Annotated in this window: 18 protein-coding genes; 6 read left to right on the plus strand and 12 right to left on the minus strand. The window is 44.7% G+C overall.

Annotated features, from left to right (window positions below):
* From KIV40_RS06005 to KIV40_RS06020, 4 genes are all read left to right on the plus strand, one after another.
* Positions 1-630: nucleoside recognition domain-containing protein (locus tag KIV40_RS06005; protein ID WP_285348242.1), on the plus strand; the 630-nt coding region annotated here is incomplete at its 5' end.
* The gene (locus KIV40_RS06010; RefSeq protein WP_285348244.1) at positions 630-1,097 is read left to right on the plus strand and encodes a YjiG family protein; all 468 of its coding nucleotides are present in this window, start codon (positions 630-632) and stop codon (positions 1,095-1,097) included. The genes KIV40_RS06005 and KIV40_RS06010, both read left to right, overlap by 1 nt.
* A gap of 9 nt (positions 1,098-1,106) precedes the next feature.
* A complete protein-coding gene (locus KIV40_RS06015) occupies positions 1,107-2,231 on the plus strand; it encodes a M20 family metallopeptidase (protein WP_285348246.1) in 1,125 nt (374 codons plus the stop codon).
* 220 nt (positions 2,232-2,451) lie between these two features.
* Positions 2,452-2,826: a YkvA family protein gene (locus KIV40_RS06020; protein WP_021018331.1), complete on the plus strand. Its 375-nt coding sequence runs from the start codon at positions 2,452-2,454 to the stop codon at positions 2,824-2,826.
* 99 nt (positions 2,827-2,925) lie between these two features.
* On the opposite strand, the gene KIV40_RS06025 is transcribed toward KIV40_RS06020, so the two are convergent.
* The 4 genes from KIV40_RS06025 to KIV40_RS06040 all read right to left on the minus strand — a co-directional run bounded on the left by KIV40_RS06025 (position 2,926) and on the right by KIV40_RS06040 (position 7,569).
* The gene (locus tag KIV40_RS06025) at positions 2,926-4,230 is read right to left on the minus strand and encodes a dicarboxylate/amino acid:cation symporter (RefSeq protein WP_005429278.1); all 1,305 of its coding nucleotides are present in this window, start codon (positions 4,228-4,230) and stop codon (positions 2,926-2,928) included.
* 321 nt (positions 4,231-4,551) lie between these two features.
* Positions 4,552-5,616 (minus strand): DUF4056 domain-containing protein, encoded by a 1,065-nt coding sequence (locus KIV40_RS06030; protein WP_285348247.1) that lies wholly within the window; start codon positions 5,614-5,616, stop codon positions 4,552-4,554.
* Positions 5,617-5,625: 9 nt separating this feature from the next.
* Positions 5,626-6,750, minus strand: coding sequence for a BamA/TamA family outer membrane protein (locus KIV40_RS06035; protein ID WP_285348249.1), 1,125 nt, complete (start codon positions 6,748-6,750; stop codon positions 5,626-5,628).
* 12 nt (positions 6,751-6,762) lie between these two features.
* A complete protein-coding gene (locus tag KIV40_RS06040) occupies positions 6,763-7,569 on the minus strand; it encodes a hypothetical protein (RefSeq protein ID WP_012130073.1) in 807 nt (268 codons plus the stop codon).
* A 277-nt stretch (positions 7,570-7,846) separates the two neighbouring features.
* Here KIV40_RS06040 and KIV40_RS06045 point away from each other — a divergent pair, with 277 nt between their 5' ends.
* Complete coding sequence (locus tag KIV40_RS06045) at positions 7,847-8,443, plus strand: TetR/AcrR family transcriptional regulator (protein WP_012130071.1); 597 nt, start codon at positions 7,847-7,849, stop codon at positions 8,441-8,443.
* Between the two features lie 17 nt (positions 8,444-8,460).
* Here the strand turns inward: KIV40_RS06045 and KIV40_RS06050 are convergent, their stop codons facing one another.
* The 8 genes from KIV40_RS06050 to nfsA all read right to left on the minus strand — a co-directional run bounded on the left by KIV40_RS06050 (position 8,461) and on the right by nfsA (position 19,368).
* Entirely contained in the window at positions 8,461-9,732 is a 1,272-nt protein-coding gene (locus tag KIV40_RS06050) for a DUF1835 domain-containing protein (protein ID WP_285348252.1), read from the minus strand.
* A 283-nt stretch (positions 9,733-10,015) separates the two neighbouring features.
* Positions 10,016-11,833 carry a hypothetical protein gene (locus KIV40_RS06055; RefSeq protein ID WP_285348253.1) on the minus strand — a complete coding sequence of 606 codons (1,818 nt, stop codon included), beginning with the start codon at positions 11,831-11,833 and terminating at the stop codon, positions 10,016-10,018.
* 63 nt (positions 11,834-11,896) lie between these two features.
* Positions 11,897-13,459, minus strand: a complete 1,563-nt coding sequence (locus KIV40_RS06060; RefSeq protein WP_285348255.1) for a hypothetical protein — start codon at positions 13,457-13,459, stop codon at positions 11,897-11,899.
* A 74-nt stretch (positions 13,460-13,533) separates the two neighbouring features.
* Entirely contained in the window at positions 13,534-14,082 is a 549-nt protein-coding gene (locus tag KIV40_RS06065) for a hypothetical protein (RefSeq protein WP_285348257.1), read from the minus strand.
* 182 nt (positions 14,083-14,264) lie between these two features.
* On the minus strand, positions 14,265-16,415 hold the full coding sequence (locus KIV40_RS06070) for a polysaccharide biosynthesis tyrosine autokinase (protein ID WP_285348259.1): 2,151 nt from the start codon (positions 16,413-16,415) through the stop codon (positions 14,265-14,267).
* 30 nt (positions 16,416-16,445) lie between these two features.
* Positions 16,446-16,886 carry a phosphotyrosine protein phosphatase gene (locus tag KIV40_RS06075; protein WP_021018098.1) on the minus strand — a complete coding sequence of 147 codons (441 nt, stop codon included), beginning with the start codon at positions 16,884-16,886 and terminating at the stop codon, positions 16,446-16,448.
* A gap of 68 nt (positions 16,887-16,954) precedes the next feature.
* A complete protein-coding gene (locus KIV40_RS06080; protein WP_012130064.1) occupies positions 16,955-18,076 on the minus strand; it encodes a polysaccharide export protein in 1,122 nt (373 codons plus the stop codon).
* A 569-nt stretch (positions 18,077-18,645) separates the two neighbouring features.
* A complete protein-coding gene (nfsA, locus tag KIV40_RS06085; protein ID WP_285348263.1) occupies positions 18,646-19,368 on the minus strand; it encodes an oxygen-insensitive NADPH nitroreductase in 723 nt (240 codons plus the stop codon).
* Positions 19,369-19,581: 213 nt separating this feature from the next.
* On the opposite strand from nfsA, the gene KIV40_RS06090 reads away from it, so the two are divergent.
* Complete coding sequence (locus KIV40_RS06090) at positions 19,582-20,223, plus strand: MarC family protein (protein ID WP_285348265.1); 642 nt, start codon at positions 19,582-19,584, stop codon at positions 20,221-20,223.
* Positions 20,224-20,226 lie beyond the last annotated feature (3 nt).

Raw genomic sequence — 20,226 nt, forward strand, 5'->3', positions numbered from 1 at the left:
ACATTCGACTTTACAACGCTTAATGGTTCTTTCGGTAAAGTGGCTTACGGCGTAGCGGAAGGTGCAGATGGCGCGGTACAAGCTGCGACCACATCTTTCCGCGGTACTGGTGGTAGCGGTGCTCGTGACGGTTTCATTTTCGCTCTTACTTTGATTCCAACCGTTATGTTCGCATTAGGTATGATCAACGTACTTGAGCACTACGGTGCACTTGAAGCAGCTCGTAAGCTTCTTACTCCTCTTCTACGTCCTCTAATGGGCATCCCTGGTAACTCTGGTCTGGCTCTGATTGCTTCTCTACAAAGTACCGATGCGGGTGCAGCAATGACGCGTCAGCTAAAAGATGAAGGTCACCTAACTAAGCGTGAAACGGATGTATTTACCATGTTCCAGTTCACTGCGGGTGCAACCATCGTGAACTTCTTCTCATCGGGTGCTGTGTTGTTCACGCTGACGATGGCTGACGGCTCTCTAGCGGTAACGTCTTCTATTGGTTTGGCGGTTGTGGTGATGTTCGCATTTAAGATAATCGGCGCGAACCTATTCCGTATCTACCTAAACATGACGGAAGGGAAAGAAGACAAGCAAGACCAAAACAAATCAGAGAACCTAAAAGAGGAGACGGCATAATGGGTGACGTTAAAGCGAAAAAACCAATGGTGACGGATATCTTCGTCGAAGGTGCTAAGAAAGGTTGGGTGATTGCAACGACCTCTACGGTTCCTAACGTATTGATGGCGTTCGTTATCATCAAAGCGCTGCAAATCACTGGCGCGCTGGATCTGATGGGCACTGTGTTCTCTCCAATTATGGCGGTGTTTGGTCTTCCGGGTGAAGCGGCAGCGGTATTGATCGGTGCTTGGATGTCGATGGGCGGTGCGGTTGGCGTAGTGATCACGCTGTTTGACCAAGGCATCCTGAACGGCACGCACATTGCGATTCTAGCGCCTGCTATCTACCTAATGGGTTCTCAAGTTCAGTACATGGGTCGTATTATGGGTCCAATCGGTACTGAAGGTCGTTACATCCCAGTTATGATTGCAATCTCAGTATTGAACGCGTTTCGCGCAATGCTGGTGATGAATCTGTTTGTCTAGGAGTGAGTCATGCAATTCTCTCTAAATGAATATCTAGAAGAGCTACGTCCGCTGATTAATGTGGATTGTTGCACTTACACTACTGATGGTATCGAGTTCATCGCTTCTCAATTTGAAGAGAAGTACCAAGCGATGTCAGGTTGGAGCGTAAAACGCATCGACTGTGGCAGAGCGGGCATCGGTCTTGAAGTTCGAAATAAGCCGGAAGCTGAGCAAATCGACGTGATGCTAATTGGTCACATGGATACCGTGTTCCCTGTGGGTACAGCTGAGCTTCGTCCAATGTCTCAAGATGCAGAGAAAGCCTACGGTCCCGGTGTCTCGGACATGAAATCTGGCTTGCTGAACATCGTATACGCGATGCGCAATCTAGACCAAGCGCTGTTGGATAAGCTGTCTATCGCTATCTGTATGAACCCAGATGAAGAGACGGGCTCTCTGGATTCTGTGGATTGGATTCAATCAGTTGCGAAAAACGCAAAGAATGTTCTGGTTGCAGAAGCGGCACGTGCAGACGGCGGTTTAGTTAAAGCGCGCAAAGGCATGGCTCGCTACAAAATGACCTTTAATGGCGTTGCTGCTCACGCAGGTAACGAGCCAGAAAATGGTAGTAGCGCAATCACTGAGATGGCGAATTGGATTCTAGCAGTCAATGCAATGACCAACTTTGAATCTGGTACCACGTTGAACGTCGGTATTGTCTCTGGTGGTCACGGTGCGAACATTGTCCCGGAGCATGCTGAAGCGATCGTGGATGTGCGTTTCTGGAGCAATGAAGAATACGATGATGTCGACAGCAAGCTAAATGGCATGCTGGAAACACCATTCGTTGATGGCGTGAGCATTGAGTTGGTTCGTGAAGCGTATAAGCCTTCTATGGTGCCAAGTGCTCAAACGGAAAGCCTGATGACATTAGTTGAAGAAGCCGCAAGTGAACTGGCGATCGACATCAACTGGAAAGAAGTGGGTGGTGGCTCTGATGCAAACAACACGGCCATTCTTGGTGTTCCAACTTTGGATGGTCTAGGGCCTATTGGTGCGGGTTTCCACAGTGACCAAGAGTACTTGTTGCTTGAGTCTATCGAACCACGTATCAAAATGCTGATGCGTGTCCTGGAGAAGATTGCTCAATAAGGCATTCTGCTTCTAAAGCTCGGTTCGTAAAGCTTTTGGTTTCAAAACTTCTGATTCCTAAGACTTTTTGCTTCCAAGGCAATAATCCCCGGACTTCGGTTTGGGGATTTTTTATCTAGCCAATTGGCTTCCTTTCTTCATTATCATTACTCGCTATTAATCCTACGTTCAGGTTCATCGTCTTAATATCTATGCCACAGTCATAAGTTTAGGAGGCACGATGACCACAAGCATGTCTGTAAATTCGGCGTCCGATGACGTCTTAGACCAAACGATGCAAGCACCAGATGAGAAAACCTTCTGGCGTAAAATGAAAAACTCCATCAAGAAAGCAGGCGAAGAGATTGCTGTTATGGGCATCAAATCTTGGCTTGCGATGGCAGATTCCAATACCTCTGTTCGCCACAAGGCTATCTTAGGTGGCGCGCTGGCTTACTTCGTCCTACCAACAGATATGGTGCCAGACGTACTCGCTGGTGTCGGCTTTACCGATGACATGGCAGCACTTACCCTAGCGGCGAATTCTGTCGGCAATGCCATTACCGACGAGCATGAAGCACAAGCGAGAGAAAAGCTGAGTTCGATGACGGAGTAAGGCTGCTATGACCTATTCTTTAGATTGCAGATAAAACAAAAGCCCCGACGTTTCCATCGGGGCTTTCATTTAGACAGGATAGTTTAATCGTAGAACGATTTAGGCGTCAGCACGTTTCAGGTGCACTTCTTCTTCGGCTACGCCGGCCATTGGATCATTGAAGCGAGCTTCATCCAATGCACCTTCCGATTTAGCAACAATGATCGTCACTGCGCTGTCACCGGTGATGTTAACTGCGGTACGAATCATATCAAGTAGACGGTCAACACCCATGATAAGTGCAATGCCCTCTAGTGGCAGACCTACTTGGTTCAATACCATTGCCAACATTACTAGACCAACACCAGGAACGCCTGCGGTACCGATAGACGCCAATGTTGCCGTCATGATAACCATTAGGTAGTCACCCATAGTTAGGTCGATGTTGAATGCCTGTGCGATGAACGCTGTCGCCACACCTTGCATGATCGCCGTGCCGTCCATGTTCACGGTTGCGCCTAGTGGCACTGTGAACGATGATACGCGGTTCTCAACACCCATGCGGTGCTTAGCTGTCTCCATTGTCACTGGAATGGTCGCGTTCGATGATGCTGTAGAGAAAGCAAACATGATGGCGTCTTCCATCTTACGTAGGAACGTAATTGGGTTTAGACCAGTGAAGCCTTTTAGCATCAAGCTGTAAGTCACCAGACCGTGCAGCAATAGCGTACCTGCCAGTACAACAAAGTATTCAGCAAGGTTGAAGATTGCGCTTAGACCAAGACCTGTAAACAGCTTCGCCATTAGGAAGAACACACCGTAAGGCGCTAGGTTCATCAGAATCGCAACCAATTTCATGATCACTTCATTCAGATCAGAGAAGAAAGCGGCGATACGCTCACCAGGCTTACCAGCTGCACTGATTGCGATACCGAATAGTACAGCGAACACGATCACTTGCAGAGTTTTACCTTCTGCCATTGCGCTGATTGGGTTAGTCGGGAACATATCAATGATCACTTGACCCAAAGATGGCGCTTCTGCTGATTTGAATGAACTTGCTGCGGTTAGGTCTGCACCAGCGCCCGGCTGGAATAGCGTACCCATGGTTAGAGCAAGTGTGATTGCGATAGCAGTCGTTGCTACGTAGAAAGCAAGGGTTTTACCACCCATGCGACCTAATGTTGATAGGTCTTTTAGAGAGCTTGTACCACAAACTAGTGAAACGAACACCAGTGGTACTACAAGCATTTTTAAGCTGGCAACGAAGATCTGTCCACCAACTTCGAATAATCCATTAACAATGTATGCGTCGACAAATCCGTTGTCGGCGAAAAGTGTGCGAATTGCAAATCCTGTCAAGATACCCGCTACCATACCCAAAATTACGCGGCTGGTGAGCGACATCGGTTTCTTGGTATTCATGAGAACACTCCTTATAGTTATGCACCTTGAGTTCACTTCAAGGCGGCGAGCAGATTAGCAGTGGAGTGTGAAAATACGAAAGAATAATCGTCTAAATGGTTAATAGATGTGAAGCTAATCACTTTAAAAAATAGAATTTTAACCAAATGATAACTATATGGATGGGTAAAAAGTTTGCCATTTAACAAATTTATCGAATTTACAACCGATAGAAAAGATTTCTTACATTCTCAAACGGTGGGAAACTGCATGCATAAAAGAGTGGTTTTAAGTGCCTAGTGCATAACTAGGCAGTACCTATTCATTTTATATAATGAGTCTTTATTTGAGTGGTGGGCGTGTCTTGTTGTCGACAGAACGAGCGAAATCTGAAATCTGTTGGTAATCTTCAGGTGTCCAAATTGATTTTGAGGTCAATGATTTAGGTAGCTCAGAGAAGGCATTTTCCTTGTCGTTTGCTCTAAACTCAACGCTCATCCATTGGTCGATCGGCTGCTGGTTTGCAAAGGTTGCAGATAGTGAAAGTTCATGGCTCGCAGTAGGGTAGTTGGGTGTTAAATTCAATGCCATATGGTAATCTCGGAATCGAACCACCCACTTATCCGGTAGGCGTCTTGAGCTGTCCCACCAATTTCCATCAAGCTCCTGAATTTTCTCTTTAGTAATCGCTTTGGACTGGGCTTTGAGATCCTTAAGTGCTTGTTTAAAAGCGCAGTCCATTGCTTTCGAAAAGCCTTTTTGATCGAGTTCAGGGTTGTCCAGCAGGACTTGCTTGGCTAACTTTGCTCCAAGCATGTTGGAGTACAGATCTTCAGATGAAAAGGCGGACGCCAGTTCTTTAAAGCCACTCACCGATACCATACCGAACCATTGCGCAATCTCATGCCATTGAGCAAGACGAAACGCGGTTAGCGCTGCAGCCTGAGCACTGCGATCGAGCTTTTCCTCTTCGCTGAGCTTCTCTTTTTGTTCGTACCAACGAATACGACGAACACGAAGTTCTTCAGGTAAGTCAAGATGCGCTGCGCGGCCGAGGTAATGTTGGTTGAGAGTGAACAAATAATAGGTGTAATCGGCGGTATCGCGAACGTGAGCCGTATCAATAAAGCCGCCCAGTTCGGTAAAGATAATACCGTTAGCTTCTTCATTTAAGCCCAGCAAGCTGCCAGAAACTGACTCACTGCCATCATTATAGTGGTGAGTACCCACTTCGTTACTGGATAAGACATTCTCGAGAGAGAAGAAAGGAACAGGCACACTTCCTAATTGCGCTTTGAGATCGACACCAAATGCACAACACGGCCTGACACCCACTGGTGCTTTCAATTCTTGTGCTTGGACAAACCCACTACAAAGGCTTAGTAGTAATAGTGCTGCTTTCTTCAAACCCTACTCCTAGAATGCTTCATTAATTTGGAAATAAAAACCGGTACTGTCTTTGCCTACGCCTAAATCGACGCGCACGTTAATACGTGCCTTAAAGGCAAATCGATAGCCAACTCCGACAGTCGGTAGCCAGCTACTTTCAAATAAGTCGTGATAAGTTGGTGCGATATTGCCGGCGCCTAGCCAACCAACCACACCATGGCGGCCAGTAATGGTATGGCGGATCTCTACTTGCGTTGAAAGCTGATGTTTATCGCGATATCGACCTTGGTAGTAACCACGCATGCGCTGGTCATCACCCAGCTGGGCGTAATCAAACCAAGGGGCGTCACCGAAAATCGATTGTGAAGATACCTCCATTGCAACAATCGTCGTGTCAGACCATTGTTGGTAAAGGCGATAGTTGGCAACTAGGTTGTCGTAATCTTCATCGCTACCGAGTGAATCGCGGTTGGCTATCCATTCGATATCGAGAAACTGCCCTTGCATTGGGTTTGGCTCGAAATCGCGCGTATCGTATTCCATCCCAAGTAACACGCCGCTGCTGGTGGCATTGGTAACTTCTGAAGGAAGAATATCGCCATCTACACCGTCTACTTTGTTGAATGATTGCCACTGCCAGCCGAGTTTAGCGTAAGTATTTGGCGCAATTTCTACGGCGACTTTTGGGCTCAGCTGTAACCGTTGGCCTTCGTATTGCACTTTATTACTATCGTTTTCAGCAGCTTGGCTGCCGATACCCCAATAGTATCCGGGAGTATGGCTGATCCACGCTTCACCAAGTAGACGTACTTTGTCACCCTTCAAATAGGTGCGGTTGTTTAACCCTAAGCCGTAAGAGCCAGAAGTTGAACCGTAAGATGTGACGGTGACGGTTGAGTACGGGTCGCCTTTCTGCCAGTCATAAGGGGTATACAAGCCCACCGCGGCAACGCCGATGCCAAATCCTTGCTCTGGATTGACGAATGGTCCCGGTAAGAGGCCCCAGTCGATCAATTTCGACTCATCCACGGTTTCGCTATAGCCCAGTTTGGTTAGGATGTCATCCACCAGGCTACTGTCGTCTTGCTGCATCGCAAAACTGCTAGGTGCCAAAAGCAGGGTCGCGACCATCAAGGTATAAGAGGCTTTCATCTTATCTTTGCCTTAGAAACGGCGGTCTAAAGAGAAGAAGATGCTTTCGCGATCACCAAAGCCCGCTTCGCCCAAAAGATACCAATCTTCATTGATTTGATATTGCATACCCGCGATGGTGTTCCACTCAGACTCCAAGTGCTGTTTCACATCAAAGCGGCCTGACAGGTTAATGCCGGCTTGCTTTAAAGTGCCAGACAGTTCCTGCTCAACGTTTTGGTACATGGCGCCAACCCAGAAACGCAAAGGGATGCCGTTTTTATGGAAGTCATAACCGACGCGTGGAGAGACCACAATGGCATCAATCGCACCATCAATGACATTCAAATTCGTTTGAGTGTAACTTGCATCAACAAGAGCGAAGAATTGATCGTAGCCGCCAGCAAGGACGAAACCACCACCATAGGTATAGCCATCTAAATCAAGTCGAAATGGGAACTCACCAATAGATTGACCAAGAAGGCTTACTTTTACGTTGGTTTCTGAGTAGCCATCTAAGGTGCCTACCAATCCATACACGTTGAGGAATGGGAACAACCAAACATCACCACGTAAGGTCATGACGTCGGTTGCTTGCTTTCCCGCACCAGCTTCCATCTTCAGCAACTTTTCTAAACCATGCACGCCACTTAAGGCGATAGAATCAACGTTGATGCCTTGTTCCATACTCATGTAGCTGAGGTTTAAACCAAAGGGTTTCGGAAGATCGTAGCCAAGCGCTTCTGCTTTCTCTTTCCAAATAGGTAGAGAGATGGAGTCTGCATTCGCGACACCGGTGAATAGACAAGAAGCAGCAACAAGCAAAGAAGGTAGTTTCATAAATCACTTCATTAGTCGCAACGATCATGAGCTTGCCTAAAAGTTATTCTGGCATGGACATAGATGACCGCAACGTAAAAATCATTGCTTTTTCATAGAGAAAAAGCGCCACAGCTTGAGTTAAGAGCAATCGATTTGTTGTGGTTTTAAAGCAGCTTCTTAACTTCGGCGAGCGCATGTTACTCCTAAATTCAAAAAAGTAAACTTCAAAGTGTACTTTTGATTCTTGTGCGCTATACTCCGCATCCACTTACATGAGGTTGGTGAATCAAGAACGATGAAGCTTTCAGAAAAAAAACGCATAGCGCTGATTGAAGCGGCTCAGCAGGAGTTTATTGAGCATGGCTTTAGCGGCGCCAATATGGACAGGGTATGTGAAAGAGCTGGGACATCAAAGCGCACCTTATATCGTCATTTTGAAAGCAAAGATGTACTGTTTATTGAGTCGATTCAAAGTGTGCTCGAAGCTCAGCGTGCGCGCTTGCAACTCAAGTATGCATCAGACGTTAACGTCGAAACTCAGCTTAGAACCTATTTGCAAGCCAAATTAGATTCGATGTATGAAGATTTTGGCCTACCACTGGCCAAAATGGTGATCAGTGAGTTTATGCGTACCCCAGAACTGGCAGAGAACTATTTGCATCAACTTCAACGCCAAGACGAATTGCTGGAGAATTGGTTTGCAGAGGCTATTGCAGATACCAAGGTTAAAGCGCTCGACCCTGCAATGATGAGCGGCATGCTGATGTGCTTGTTAAAAGGAAACTGCTTGTGGCCTCAGTTGGTTGCTAATCAAGCGGTGCCAAGCGTCGAGCAGCGTAAGAAAATCGTCGAAGATATCCTTACGCTGTTTCTAGATGGCTACCGTTACTAGCTTGTCATCACTCTCATCTAATTAATAGATAAGTGGCGTAAGGTAGGAAGCTGGGTGTGATTCCATATCCAGCGGTTTTGTGCGTGGTTGTGGATCCCTCCGCTCCAGTAGTCCTGAATGAAAGCACCTTTCCCAATCAAACAAGCTTTGCCTCGCGAGCTTATACTGACTTCTTGCTCCCACCAATTCTTATCCAATGAATCAACAGTGATCAGTGGATTGTCTGCTTGTGCCAGTGGCAACATCAAAGCATAAAACATCACGTCACCGAGAGTAGGAAGTGGTTCTCGTTGTTGGTGCTTCTGAAACCAATCTTTCACTTTGATTGGTTCGTTTTGCTCGTTCAATATCTGCAAAGCCAAATGTTGTGTGAAGCTCAACCCTGACTCTGAGTGTGGCAGTTCTTGAAGGTGTCGAGTGATGACTGCCTTGATGTTCGGTAAACAATCCAGTTTATGATGCTCTAGCAAGTTAACGAGTGGCTGGGGTGTTGGAGAGAGTAAGGCATTCCAGCAGAGTTTAGCTTGGCTGAACAACTTGGCCGTCACAGGCTTTCGATACTGCCAACACGATCGAATCGCCTCTGCGGGAAGTTGCCCAAAGCCAATAAACCGCTCGGTTCCCGGAAACTGGTTGAACTCGATGATTTCAATGACTTTACCTTCGGTGTTATCTAGCAGAGATAGCCCTCGAAGTAGCATGAATTGATCGTAGGCATCATGTTCAACCCAAAACACGATGCGCTCATACTGCTCATCAAGCAGGGTATGGATGTTGCTCTGCTCTAATTGGGCGATGTCTTGCACCGAGTCTTTTCGTCCCATCACGGGTAATAACGTATCAACGACATATTGTGCACGGATTGCGATAAAAGCCTTTTCATCGTTTGGAATGGGGCCGATGCACAACGGATCAATCATGGGTAAGAAGTCACCTTTAAACCCACATGTCTTTAATTGTTGCTGAATGTCGTGCCCACAACGGACATGCAGTGTTCTTAATTCTATATCCAGCGGGTTTTCTTGATTGTTGATGGCGAGTTTGTGACTTTCTAGCTCTTCAACATGTGCTTTTAACTTGCTCCAACTGGGTAAGCCAAGCTCTCTAGCTAGGGCGTGTTGAACATCTGCAAGTTGGATAGACTCTGGCGTAAGGTTTTCTGGTTGGGAATGAAACAGTCTAACCTGCTCAAGTGCGTTGGCATCATTTTGGCGGATCGTTTTTAGACGCTTTTTCGCGACAGTCTTTTGCTGGTTAAGATTAATAGAGAAGCTATTGTGAGATTGCATTTTTCACCTTTCTTATCTCTTCCACACTCGCCTTATTAGAAGTTTAAAAGTAGGTAAAAACAGATTGTTCCTGCTAACGAAAGCAGGGAAGTTGAGTTGCCATGAACCGAGTTCTTTCCGCGAGTGTTGGGTGCTTTAGGCTTGAGCTGTTTCAATGGTATGTAATCGAAATGGGGTTCGCAACTTAGAATCATATAAACAAGCAAAACTGCCTTTGAACTCACATAAAAGTTCAAGTTTCCAAGCTGATAAGAAGCCCCGTGATACGCACGGGGCTTCATTGTTAATGAGGCATAAACTCGCCACCATCTTTCATTATCTTTTTCGCAATACGGTTCATGACACGGATGAAGAAGCGCCGAGCCAAACCATATTTAACGTTCGTTACCGCGATACGACATAAGTTGTCTTTCTCATCAAAACCATAAAACACCTTCGCTCCACACTTATCGAGATAAATTGCAGCAACATTGTTGGCTTTTGTTTCATCTGGTTGAATGAGTGCTACGGGGGAGCTCTGTTTGACCGCATTTTTCCATAGCGATTTTTTTGATTGAGTCTCCGTTATGGTGTTTGTACTACCAACGAGAAGCACTCGGCTTTTCACGCGCTGTTCCATAAAAGCGTAGGTTGGGTTTGAAGCATAGAACCACTGTGTCGGCTCGGCAGGAGTGACGTGTATTTCAGCGATTTCCAATTGGTTGTCTTTTGTATGACAGTGAACGGGCATCGGCTTTTCTGGCAACTTACAACCAAAGATCATTCCGTACGGCTTCGTTTTCGCATCCACAAAATCGAGAAGCCCCTGATTAAGGCAGATCGAACCAATATGAGAGCTTTCAAATGGTGCTTTTTGTTGAGCTTCTTCCAGTAGCGCCATTTGCCTAGGGCTATCATCGACGACATGGAACACTTTGTCCGCAAGCAAGTCGCCATTTGGATGATAAATTCGATATCGATAGACGCCGGTTGAGTTAGAACTTTTTTCGCCTAGGTTCCAAGTCAAACAGTTGGAGTGATTCAGCTGGATCGAAGACTCATATTCATGTGAGTAACCTCCAATTGAAGCTCTGTATGGGTGATCGATGCGAACTGTCAGGGCGACTTCAGGTTCATAACCGTCCTCGTCGTCACCTTCAGGGAAGTAGCCGATACGAAGTCCAAAACAACGTTGATCTTCCGCACGAACTAGAGTGGTTTGTTTTATTAATTCGCTTGGGTCATCATCTTCTGGAATATGGTAAATGCCCCAATCGAGCAACTCAAAAGGAGAAAGCGCAGCATGACGATATTTTCCAGCTTGTATATCGGCAACAAGCTGCTGGACTTTCAATGATGGGTGCTGCGCATATTCACTGATGAGCGTTGTGAACTCTGGGAGGTTAGCGACCAACTCAATCAGCTTAAGTAGTTGGCTTATCTCCAACTGGTCTGTATAGCGCTTTAGATCGGTTTGTTTGGCAAACCAAGGCATCGCATCGACCCAATGCTGCTTAATTGCATACTTGAGTAAGACGATCAGTTGCGCATCGCGTTCATACAGTTGTTGACATAATTCAGGTAGAGAAAGCACTCGTTCACTCTCAAGTTGCTTCAATCCCAGACTAGGATTAAGAGCAAATAATCGCAAGAGGTTATCTTGGATGTGCGGTGAGGCTTTCCAATACAGTTCATCAATACCAGGAATTCCGTAACTGGTATCAAAATCACTGATGAAGTTAGTTTTTAGTGTATCCAGTAATTTTTTTAACTGCTCTGAGTTTAGCGATGTCGTTTGATCGATCTGAGCAGTGATCCACTCTACTGTTTTGTATTGCTCTTTGGTGATGGCGTAACCATTGGGGTTACGACGTCCCATTTGTTCACTTACGGTGTAGCGAATAGAGTCTAAGAGCGCTTCATCGTAGTAACTGGTTTTGATATTTGGTCTTCGTCGCTCCAGCAGCGCGAAGAAGCTCAGTTCAGCATCCGGACGGAGTTTTTTTAGTGCTGATCGAACGAACTGTTTGTTTTGTTCTGTTTGTTGCTGCGCTTCGAACTGATCGAAATACATGTCCATCAAACTGATTTCATCATCGTCTCTGCGATCGATTTGAGACAATAGTAATTCCAAGCGCCCAGTCAGTTTATCGATCTCTGAATGGTATTCTAAGTCATCGACAAATTAGTGTGATTGATCGCTTAACTCTCCATAACGATCGCAATAAAAATAAGACAGCATGCGAGTGACTTTCGCCGGAGCTGATGTCAACCAGAGTAAAAGTAAGCGATGGCAATAGATTTGCTCAGGAGTATTTTGTAGTGAGCCCCAAACATGAGCTGCAACTAATAGCTTCTGGGCTTTGTCGTCAAAGTCACGCAGAAACTCATAGTAAGGCTGATTTTTGTTGATTTGTCTGCTGTCACTGAGTTGTTCGATATTGCCTTTAAAAGATCTTAGCGTGACATCGAAATCATCGCTTTCATTGCTTAGAAATGCATCGACGATTTTCCAATCTTGTTTTGCTTGGGACTCCTCTTCCTCAGTGAGAGGAACGTATCGCCAACGTTTCTCGGCAGTCTCAATACAATGGAATCGACTGTTTTCACTCAAAGCGAGAAGAAGCTCTGACTTTAGGCTTGAGGCAAGTTTGCCCTCAAATGCTTCTGTTGCCCTGTCGTTGATACCGTGCTTTGTATCGTGGTAAAGCATGCCAGCACAGAAGGCCAGTTGACTGGCTAAGCTAAACTCGTCATCAAACGCGTCAGCCAATTGTTCGAGAAGATCAGTTGCCTCTTCACGATGTTTGTTCAATAACTCATGGGCAAGCTGGGTCTCTTTCTGGCGAATATTGTCTCGGTATGCACCACATTCTTTGACATAGTTTAGAAATTGCGCCTTCCAATCACCGTTATAACGTTGGGTGAAATCCTCATCACTTATGAGCTCAAAGTCGTGGACAAGTCCATGAGCCACATCGGCATGAAAAGACGCTTTGTTGTTCCAACAATGTAATACGTCAAACAAGCGCAAGATCTTTTGATTGTTTGCCGCTATCGCTGCGTCATCCAAGTCTTCATTGTGCCAATCGTATAAGATGTCACCGGCAATGGTCATCATCTCTTCGTGATAAGAGTCATAGCGGCCGAGGTAATATTCGAATTTCTCGGAGATATCGAAGTTACCTTTTCTCGCAGCGATTTGAATGTTACACGGTTCAATCACATCTAGGACTTGTGCATCTTCCCCACTCTCGATGTAATGCCAAATTGTTTTCCCTTCATCAAAACCTTCGGTAATGAATGACTTCCATTGCGCAATACCAGTGCCTCGATAATAGTAGTGATCACTGTAGTAGTCGTCTTCATTTTCGATGACTTTGGGTGGAACAATTGGACGACCCAGATATGCTTCGATCTCACTGGTAAGTGCCACCGCTGCTTGTTCTGCTGATGAGTCAATAAAGTTGCTCATCATCACCGCGTGGTAATCTACTTCATGATCATCGATATCAATGCCATGAATGGGCGACATGATGGAATAGATGAATCGGTCTACTGGGCGTTCAACATAGTAGCGAGAGTCATCTGTATATTGTAGGTAGTCTTGATCAGCAAAGCGTTGCTTCATTAAAGATCGAAATACTTCGAACTCGTGTGGCTTTTCGCGGAAGATTTTAAGTAATCCAGTGACTTGGCTATGAGTCGTTAGGTCGCTTGCACTCTCATGTTTAGAATCATCAAACATGTATCCTCGAGCAGTACTGTTATCGCAGTAGCAAAATGCTTTCAGTGTATCGTGGGTAAAACCCAAATGGTTTGTCAGAACCCCCAATGCAAACTCACGTGGGGAGCGTGCTCACTGTCCCAATATGGGATGGTGTAACCGCCAAGATAAAAAGCCAATCGAGGGAAGGTGAGCCCTACAATCAAAAGTGGTAACAATCCAAATACTTGTTCTTCAGATACCCACATCTCACTAGAGTCATTAAATTGTCTCGCGAGGTGGCAAATCAATTTAGCCGTTTTCTCTAATTCAGACTCTAGTGCTTGATGTTGACATGCTCGAAGAAAAAACGCGCCTTCACTGGTCAAATAGGTGCTGTTTAATAACTGAGTTGGTTGAATATCGCTTTTGTACGAGTAGCCAACGTAAGCAAACACTTCTTGAGTAATTTTATTTTCAACCAATGAACCAATTTGATCGTCACACCCGTTATTTGCTTGGAAGCGAACATGACAATGATAGTTATCAAAGGCATTTTCTTTCAGGAGGGCTTCTCGATAGTGTCTTAGGGCTTGGCGTAAAGATTCAAGAGATTGAGGGTCGTATTCCACGACCAGAGATTGGGTATCTAAAGCAACTGACATAATACTTGCACTACAACTGTTTACATAATGAGTGTGAGAATAATGAGGCATGGTATTGATGTCACTGAAAAGAAGAAGATATTACTAAAGGTGACCGCTTAGATTTCTAATAGTGTGATAATTATTGAAAAAGCCCCGCGATAATTGCGGGGCTTGGCTTTTCATTTCAACGGGGAGTTAGATTATTCACTTTTGTAAGCGTAGTTGTAATAACCATAACCGTATGAGCTTGCGGCTTTCTTCTCTATTGCATTAAGAATGACGCCTTTTACTTCGACACCCGATTGTTCAAATCGGCTACGAGCGACTTCTAGTTCTTTCGATGTCGTTTGGTCAAATCGAGCAACCATAAGAGTGGTACCTGCAATCGCACCAACGATACTAGGATCAGTCACTGCTAATACTGGCGGTGTATCGATGATCACTAGATCATACTCTTGTGATGCTTTTTCTACAAACTCAGCAAATCGTGGGTGCATCAAAAGCTCAGAAGGGTTTGGTGGTACTTGACCACGAGTAATAACGTCCAAGTTCTCAACTTTAGTCTGTTTGATCACAGTCTCTTGACCAATCTTACCGCTTAAGAAATCAGAAAGACCGTTATCAGCCGTTAGACCAAAACATTGCTGTAAGTAACCTTTACGCATGTCCGCATCGACCAACAGAACCTTTTGACCAGTCTTCGCCGCTACAGCTGCAAAGTTTGTCGATACGAATGTTTTACCAATTGAAGGCGCTGGACCAGAGATCATCAGTACGTTGTTTTTCGCTTCCATCATCGCAAAATGAAGGCTGGTACGAAGTCCACGTAATGATTCAATCGAGAGATCTGCAGGGTTCTCTTCTGCGAGTAGCAGTAAATCTTTATTGCTCTTACGCTTAAGTTTGTTCGCTACTTCTAGTTGTTGAACAGATTTGGGCACACTGGCATAAACAGAAATACCAGTTTGTTCAATCTCATCTGGAGAATTGACGCCGCGGTGGAATGCAGTTTTAACTAGAACGAAAGCTACGGCTACCATTCCGCCTAATAGCGTTGCTAGAACAACAATTAGAGGCTTCTTAGGTTTGACTGGAATTGCGTAAGACTGCGCACTATCGATAATACGTACGTTACCAACGGTACCTGCTTTAATAATGTTCAACTCTTGAACTTTGTTTAGAAGCTGGATGTAGATCTGTTGGTTCACTTCAACGTCACGTGTCATACGTAACACTTCACGTTGTGTCTTCGGCAACTTCTGTACTTGTCGGTTTAAACGAGCTTTTTCTTGCAGTAATGTCTGACGTTTATCCAATAGTGATTTGTATGCTGGGTGGTCTTGAGTGAACTTCTGACTGATTTCACTCTCTTTAAAGGTCAGTTCATTTAGCTGTGCTTCAAGAGCAACCATCACTTTGAGTGTTGATTGTGCTTCAAGGTTTAAGTCGATCGATTCGTTTTCTTGTCTAAAACGATTCAATATGTCCTCTGAGCCGTTAAGCTTATTTTTAATTTCTGGCAGGTGATCTTTCAGGAAGTTTAAGCTTTGTTCTGCTTCTGCTGAGTTTCTTCGCACATTTTGTAGGAAATAGTTTTGTACGACATCATTCAAGATTTGTTGGTTACGCTCAGGGTATTCGCCTTCAATACTCAGTGACACAATACCTGTTTTCGCACCACGTTCTGAAATAGACAGTTGTGAAGCGAGCCTGTTGATCGCGTCAAGCTTGCTAATTTTACTGATTGAAAAACTGTCTTCGTTTTGCGCAACCAGTTCACGTACTTTGATGTGGTAGCCATTCATTTCGATCGTTTGACCAACAACGCCAGATAGCACAATTTTATCTTCAATCATCAGATCAAAAGTACCGTTCTCTGCATCGCTCACTACAAGGTGGTGTTTGAAGCCTCGCGCGGTGCGAGGTATCTCGAAACTTGATACTGAAATGTAATTTTGAGTGCCATTGATTCGAGCCAAACCTTTGCCAAAAAAAGGAAAGTATTCCGAAGTGGCAATTGTTGTTAGGTTAAACTTATCGACGGTATCACCGAGGATCATACGTGACTTGATGATCTCAATTTCAGTCGTTGCTGAAGACTCAGCAGCAAAAAGGTCGCCCATGTCCCCGACCATCGCCGAAATACCGCCGGAGCTTTTCTGTTCGATCTGAATTAGGGCATCAGCTTTGTAAATTGGTGTCGATAGCAACGTAACGGCAATACCGATTGTTGCAAAGAGAAGTGTAATGCCAACGATGAACCATTTCGCATCTATTAGTATGCCAAACAGTTTACCGAGATCGATTTCATCATCGGTGGGTGCAGATGAACTTATAGTGTGGTTAGCCATTATTTTTATGTTTCGCCAAGTAGTCTGAAGTTATATTTTTTTTGCCCATGCATGAGCGGACTTTTCAATCAGTGAGAACGCATGGTCGAATGCTTCTCTGCTCTGTCTGTATGGGTCTGGAATGTCGACAGAGTTCATCCAATGTCCAAATAGCATGGTTTTGCCTCTTGCTTCGGGAACGATTTCAGTCAGCGCATCAATATGCCCTTGTTCCATCACAAGGATGAGATCTTGCTTCGAGCATAGTTGTGCAGTCAGCTGCTGAGCCTTGTGGTCTTCTAAAGATAAACCTTTCTCTGATGCAATCAGCGTTGCAGTTTCATCTGCAGATCGTCCTATCAAGCGACTTTTTTCCACTGCAATCCCAGCTGACGCAATGGTTTTATTAGGAAGCAGTTGTTGAAGCATTCGTTCTGCTGTTGGGGAGCGGCAAATGTTACCAACGCAAACGACGAGAATGTTTGAAAACATAGATTGTTCCTTATCTATCACTATTGGAAAGAGCTTCTGTTTATAAAGCCCTTTCCAGATCACTCGAATTACGGCCAGTTTCTAACGCGTAGAACACCTTCTGTAAGCTCATTGAATCCTGAAATTGTTGGTACTAGCTGTGCGATGACACGGTTCCAACGACTGATCGGTGCGGCGGTAACATACACAATGTCATAAGGCTTTAGGTCAAACTCAGTGCCAATTACTAACGCTGCAGCGTCGGAGACATCAAGTTGATAAATGTCGCCTAATGCTTGATTGTCTTGAGATTTTCTGATGACAAAAACGCCAGTTGCATCCGCAGAAAGTTGGTTGATACCACCAACATTGCTTAGAGCCTCGGTTAAGCTCATGCCTGCGCGATCCATTTTTAGTAGCTTAGGATCGTTAACTTCACCCATAACAAACACTTTTTGGGTGTCATTTCTTGGCACATGTACGATGTCGCCAGGTTGAAGTAATCGGTTTTCAGTAAGGTCACCCTCTTGCATTAGCGCATAGAGAGAAATGTTTTCGACTTTGCCTTGGCGTGTCAGTGTGACGTTACGCCAATCCGCATCTTCTGCTAGACCGCCAGCGCGGTTAACTGCATCAAGAAGCGTAAGTGGGATATTGGTGATAGGTTGTTGACCAGGCTTGTTAACCTCGCCAGTGATGTAAGATTTCTTGGAACGAAATGCCGCAACACTCACATCTACTTGTGGGCTCTCAATGTACTTCGCCAATTTGTTAGCAATAATGGTACGAATTTGGCGAACATTTTTACCCGCAACTTCAACAATACCGATGTATGGATAGAAAATTGTGCCATCAGCATGCACCCAGTTACCCGCTTCTTCAGAGCTACGGTAAGAGCCTGCTGGAATAGTAAGTTCAGGGTGATCCCAAATAGTGATATTTAGAATATCGCCAGGACCTACTTCATACTCGTAAGCCGCGAGTTGTAGGTCAAGATTTGGGTTGGCTTTGGTCTCTACATCTGAACTTTTTAGCTGCGAGACTTTATCAAGAGTCAGTGGAAAGACGTTAAAATCTGCCGCCGTATTGGAGCTGTTGTCTTCAACGATGTGTTTTCCACCCGTGGATAAGTGACTGCCCGGAACTGTACACCCGGCGAGAAGTACAGAGGAAAGGAGTAAACTACCTAGCTTTGTATAGTTGAAATTCATGCGTTTTCATTCATCTGACGTAAAGAGCGAGTTGCTAATAGCAACATTATTTAGCAACGCGCCATAATTTAATAGGGCATTATTACTAGGTTTAATTTGCAGAATGCTCAATAGTAAACGGGTTTACAGAATGCTCAATAGTAAACGGGTTGCACATTGCGATGCGCACTCTAAAGAAATTTTTTGGCGGGGCAATAGATGATAAATTAATGAAAATCCAGTTATATATGCAATTTTTCTATTTTATGCGAAGTGTTCTGTGTTTGATTGATAAAACTATTTGGTAATTGGCTCTTATTTTCGTATTGGCTCACGAAAACGTTTTTTTCTAGAAATTACACATTGCTATAAATTTGGTGAATTCACGGAATGAATTTATTTAATTGATCTTAAATTGTGACTTAGATCTTGTTGTATTCCATTAGTCAATACTAATTTGTTATGGTTTTGACAAGTTGATGGTGGTGTAGTGTCAAAAGTGGATTTTTATTCAAATAATATGTGCAGAAATGCTAAAGGCCTCATACGAGGCCTTTTTTGATCTTTCAGTTGATTAGAGAACTATTTCATTAGCGTTTAGCCAACCCCTTGCTATTTAAATAAGGCAGGATGTGAGGACGAGACTCTCCTGCTAGCTTTCCGGCGGTTTCTTGTGACCATGCACTCTGTTTTTGATTACTTGTACGGCTTGTGTAGTATTCTTGCATGGTTTTATCGTAGGCTTGTACATCGTCAACGTTAAGTGCTTGGTATTGGTTCTCATGAACAATCACATGTGCTGGCAGACGTGGTTTTGTTTCTGGACTTTGATCTGGGTGACCCAAGCACATACCAAACAGAATGGCGCTATTTTTGGGTAAACCGAGCAGTTCATCCACTTGTGCGGCGCTGTTCCTTAACCCACCAATGTATATACCACCTAGTCCCATAGACTCGGCTGCAAGTAAACAGTTTTGCGCCATGATGCCAGAGTCCACTGCACCAATCAGAGTCAATTCAGTAAAGTCGGCTTGAACGTCTGGGTTGATAGTGGCGTGACGCTGGTAATCGATACAAAACACCAAAAATTCTGCGGCACTTTCAACGTAAGTCTGATTGCCAGCGTATTGCGCTAACAGTTTGCGCTTTTCTGTATCTGTTACTCGAATGATCGACACGACTTGCAGCATGCTCGAAGAAGAGGCAGCTAACCCCGATTGGAGAATCGTTTGTAGTTGCTCACTTGCAATTGGCTCAGAGGTGAACTTACGAATAGAGCGATGACCGAGAATGGTTTCAATCGTACTGTTCATGATGAATCAACTTCCTTGGCTTGTTGTTGGTATTGGCTGAATCTTCACCATAACGCTATTTCTATTGGGCGTAAACCAATAGAGCTCTCAAGTTCGTGCTAGTGGGTAACAGATAACAATCATAGATAATGATGCGAACATAAAGTGACGTTATTTATAAAGTTGGGTATATAATGATTTTTAATAATCAATAGGTTATCGAATGTGGAGAACATGAAAGAGCTGATACTTCATACGGTCACAGTGTTTATGGGCTTTTTTGCCATCATGAACCCGATCGCCAATATCCCTATCTTTTTGAGCTTAACGGCGGATGAAGATAAACAAACGGTTCGATCAATTGCGTTTCGTTCTGTTTTCATCGCCTTTGTTATCGTGGCTGTGTTTGCTGTTGCAGGTAAAGTGATTTTCGACTTGTTCGGCATTACGTTATACGCACTGCGTATTACCGGTGGTATTTTGGTGTTTTTGATTGGTTTCCATATGCTTCAGGGGGAATCAACGCATCAAAAAACCAAAGAAAAGGCTTATTCGCCAGAGCAAGAGCGAGCAGCACTGAGCATTGCCGTTTCGCCATTAGCAATGCCTATCTTGGCTGGGCCCGGTACGATCGCAACCGCAATGAACTTTGCTACTGTTGGTGGGTTCGACCAAACCATCATTACAATTGCGTCGTTCGCCGTATTGTGTGCGATCACTTATGTGCTGTTTTTATTTGGCGACAAGCTGGTTAAAGCCGTTGGTCCAAGTGCACTGAATGTGATCACCAAAATGATGGGTTTGATCCTAGCCGTGATTGGTACCCAAATGTTTATTGATGGCGCAGCAGAGGCGTATAAAACCGTTTTTGCTTAACCC

Source organism: Vibrio sp. D173a, from assembly GCF_030248475.1.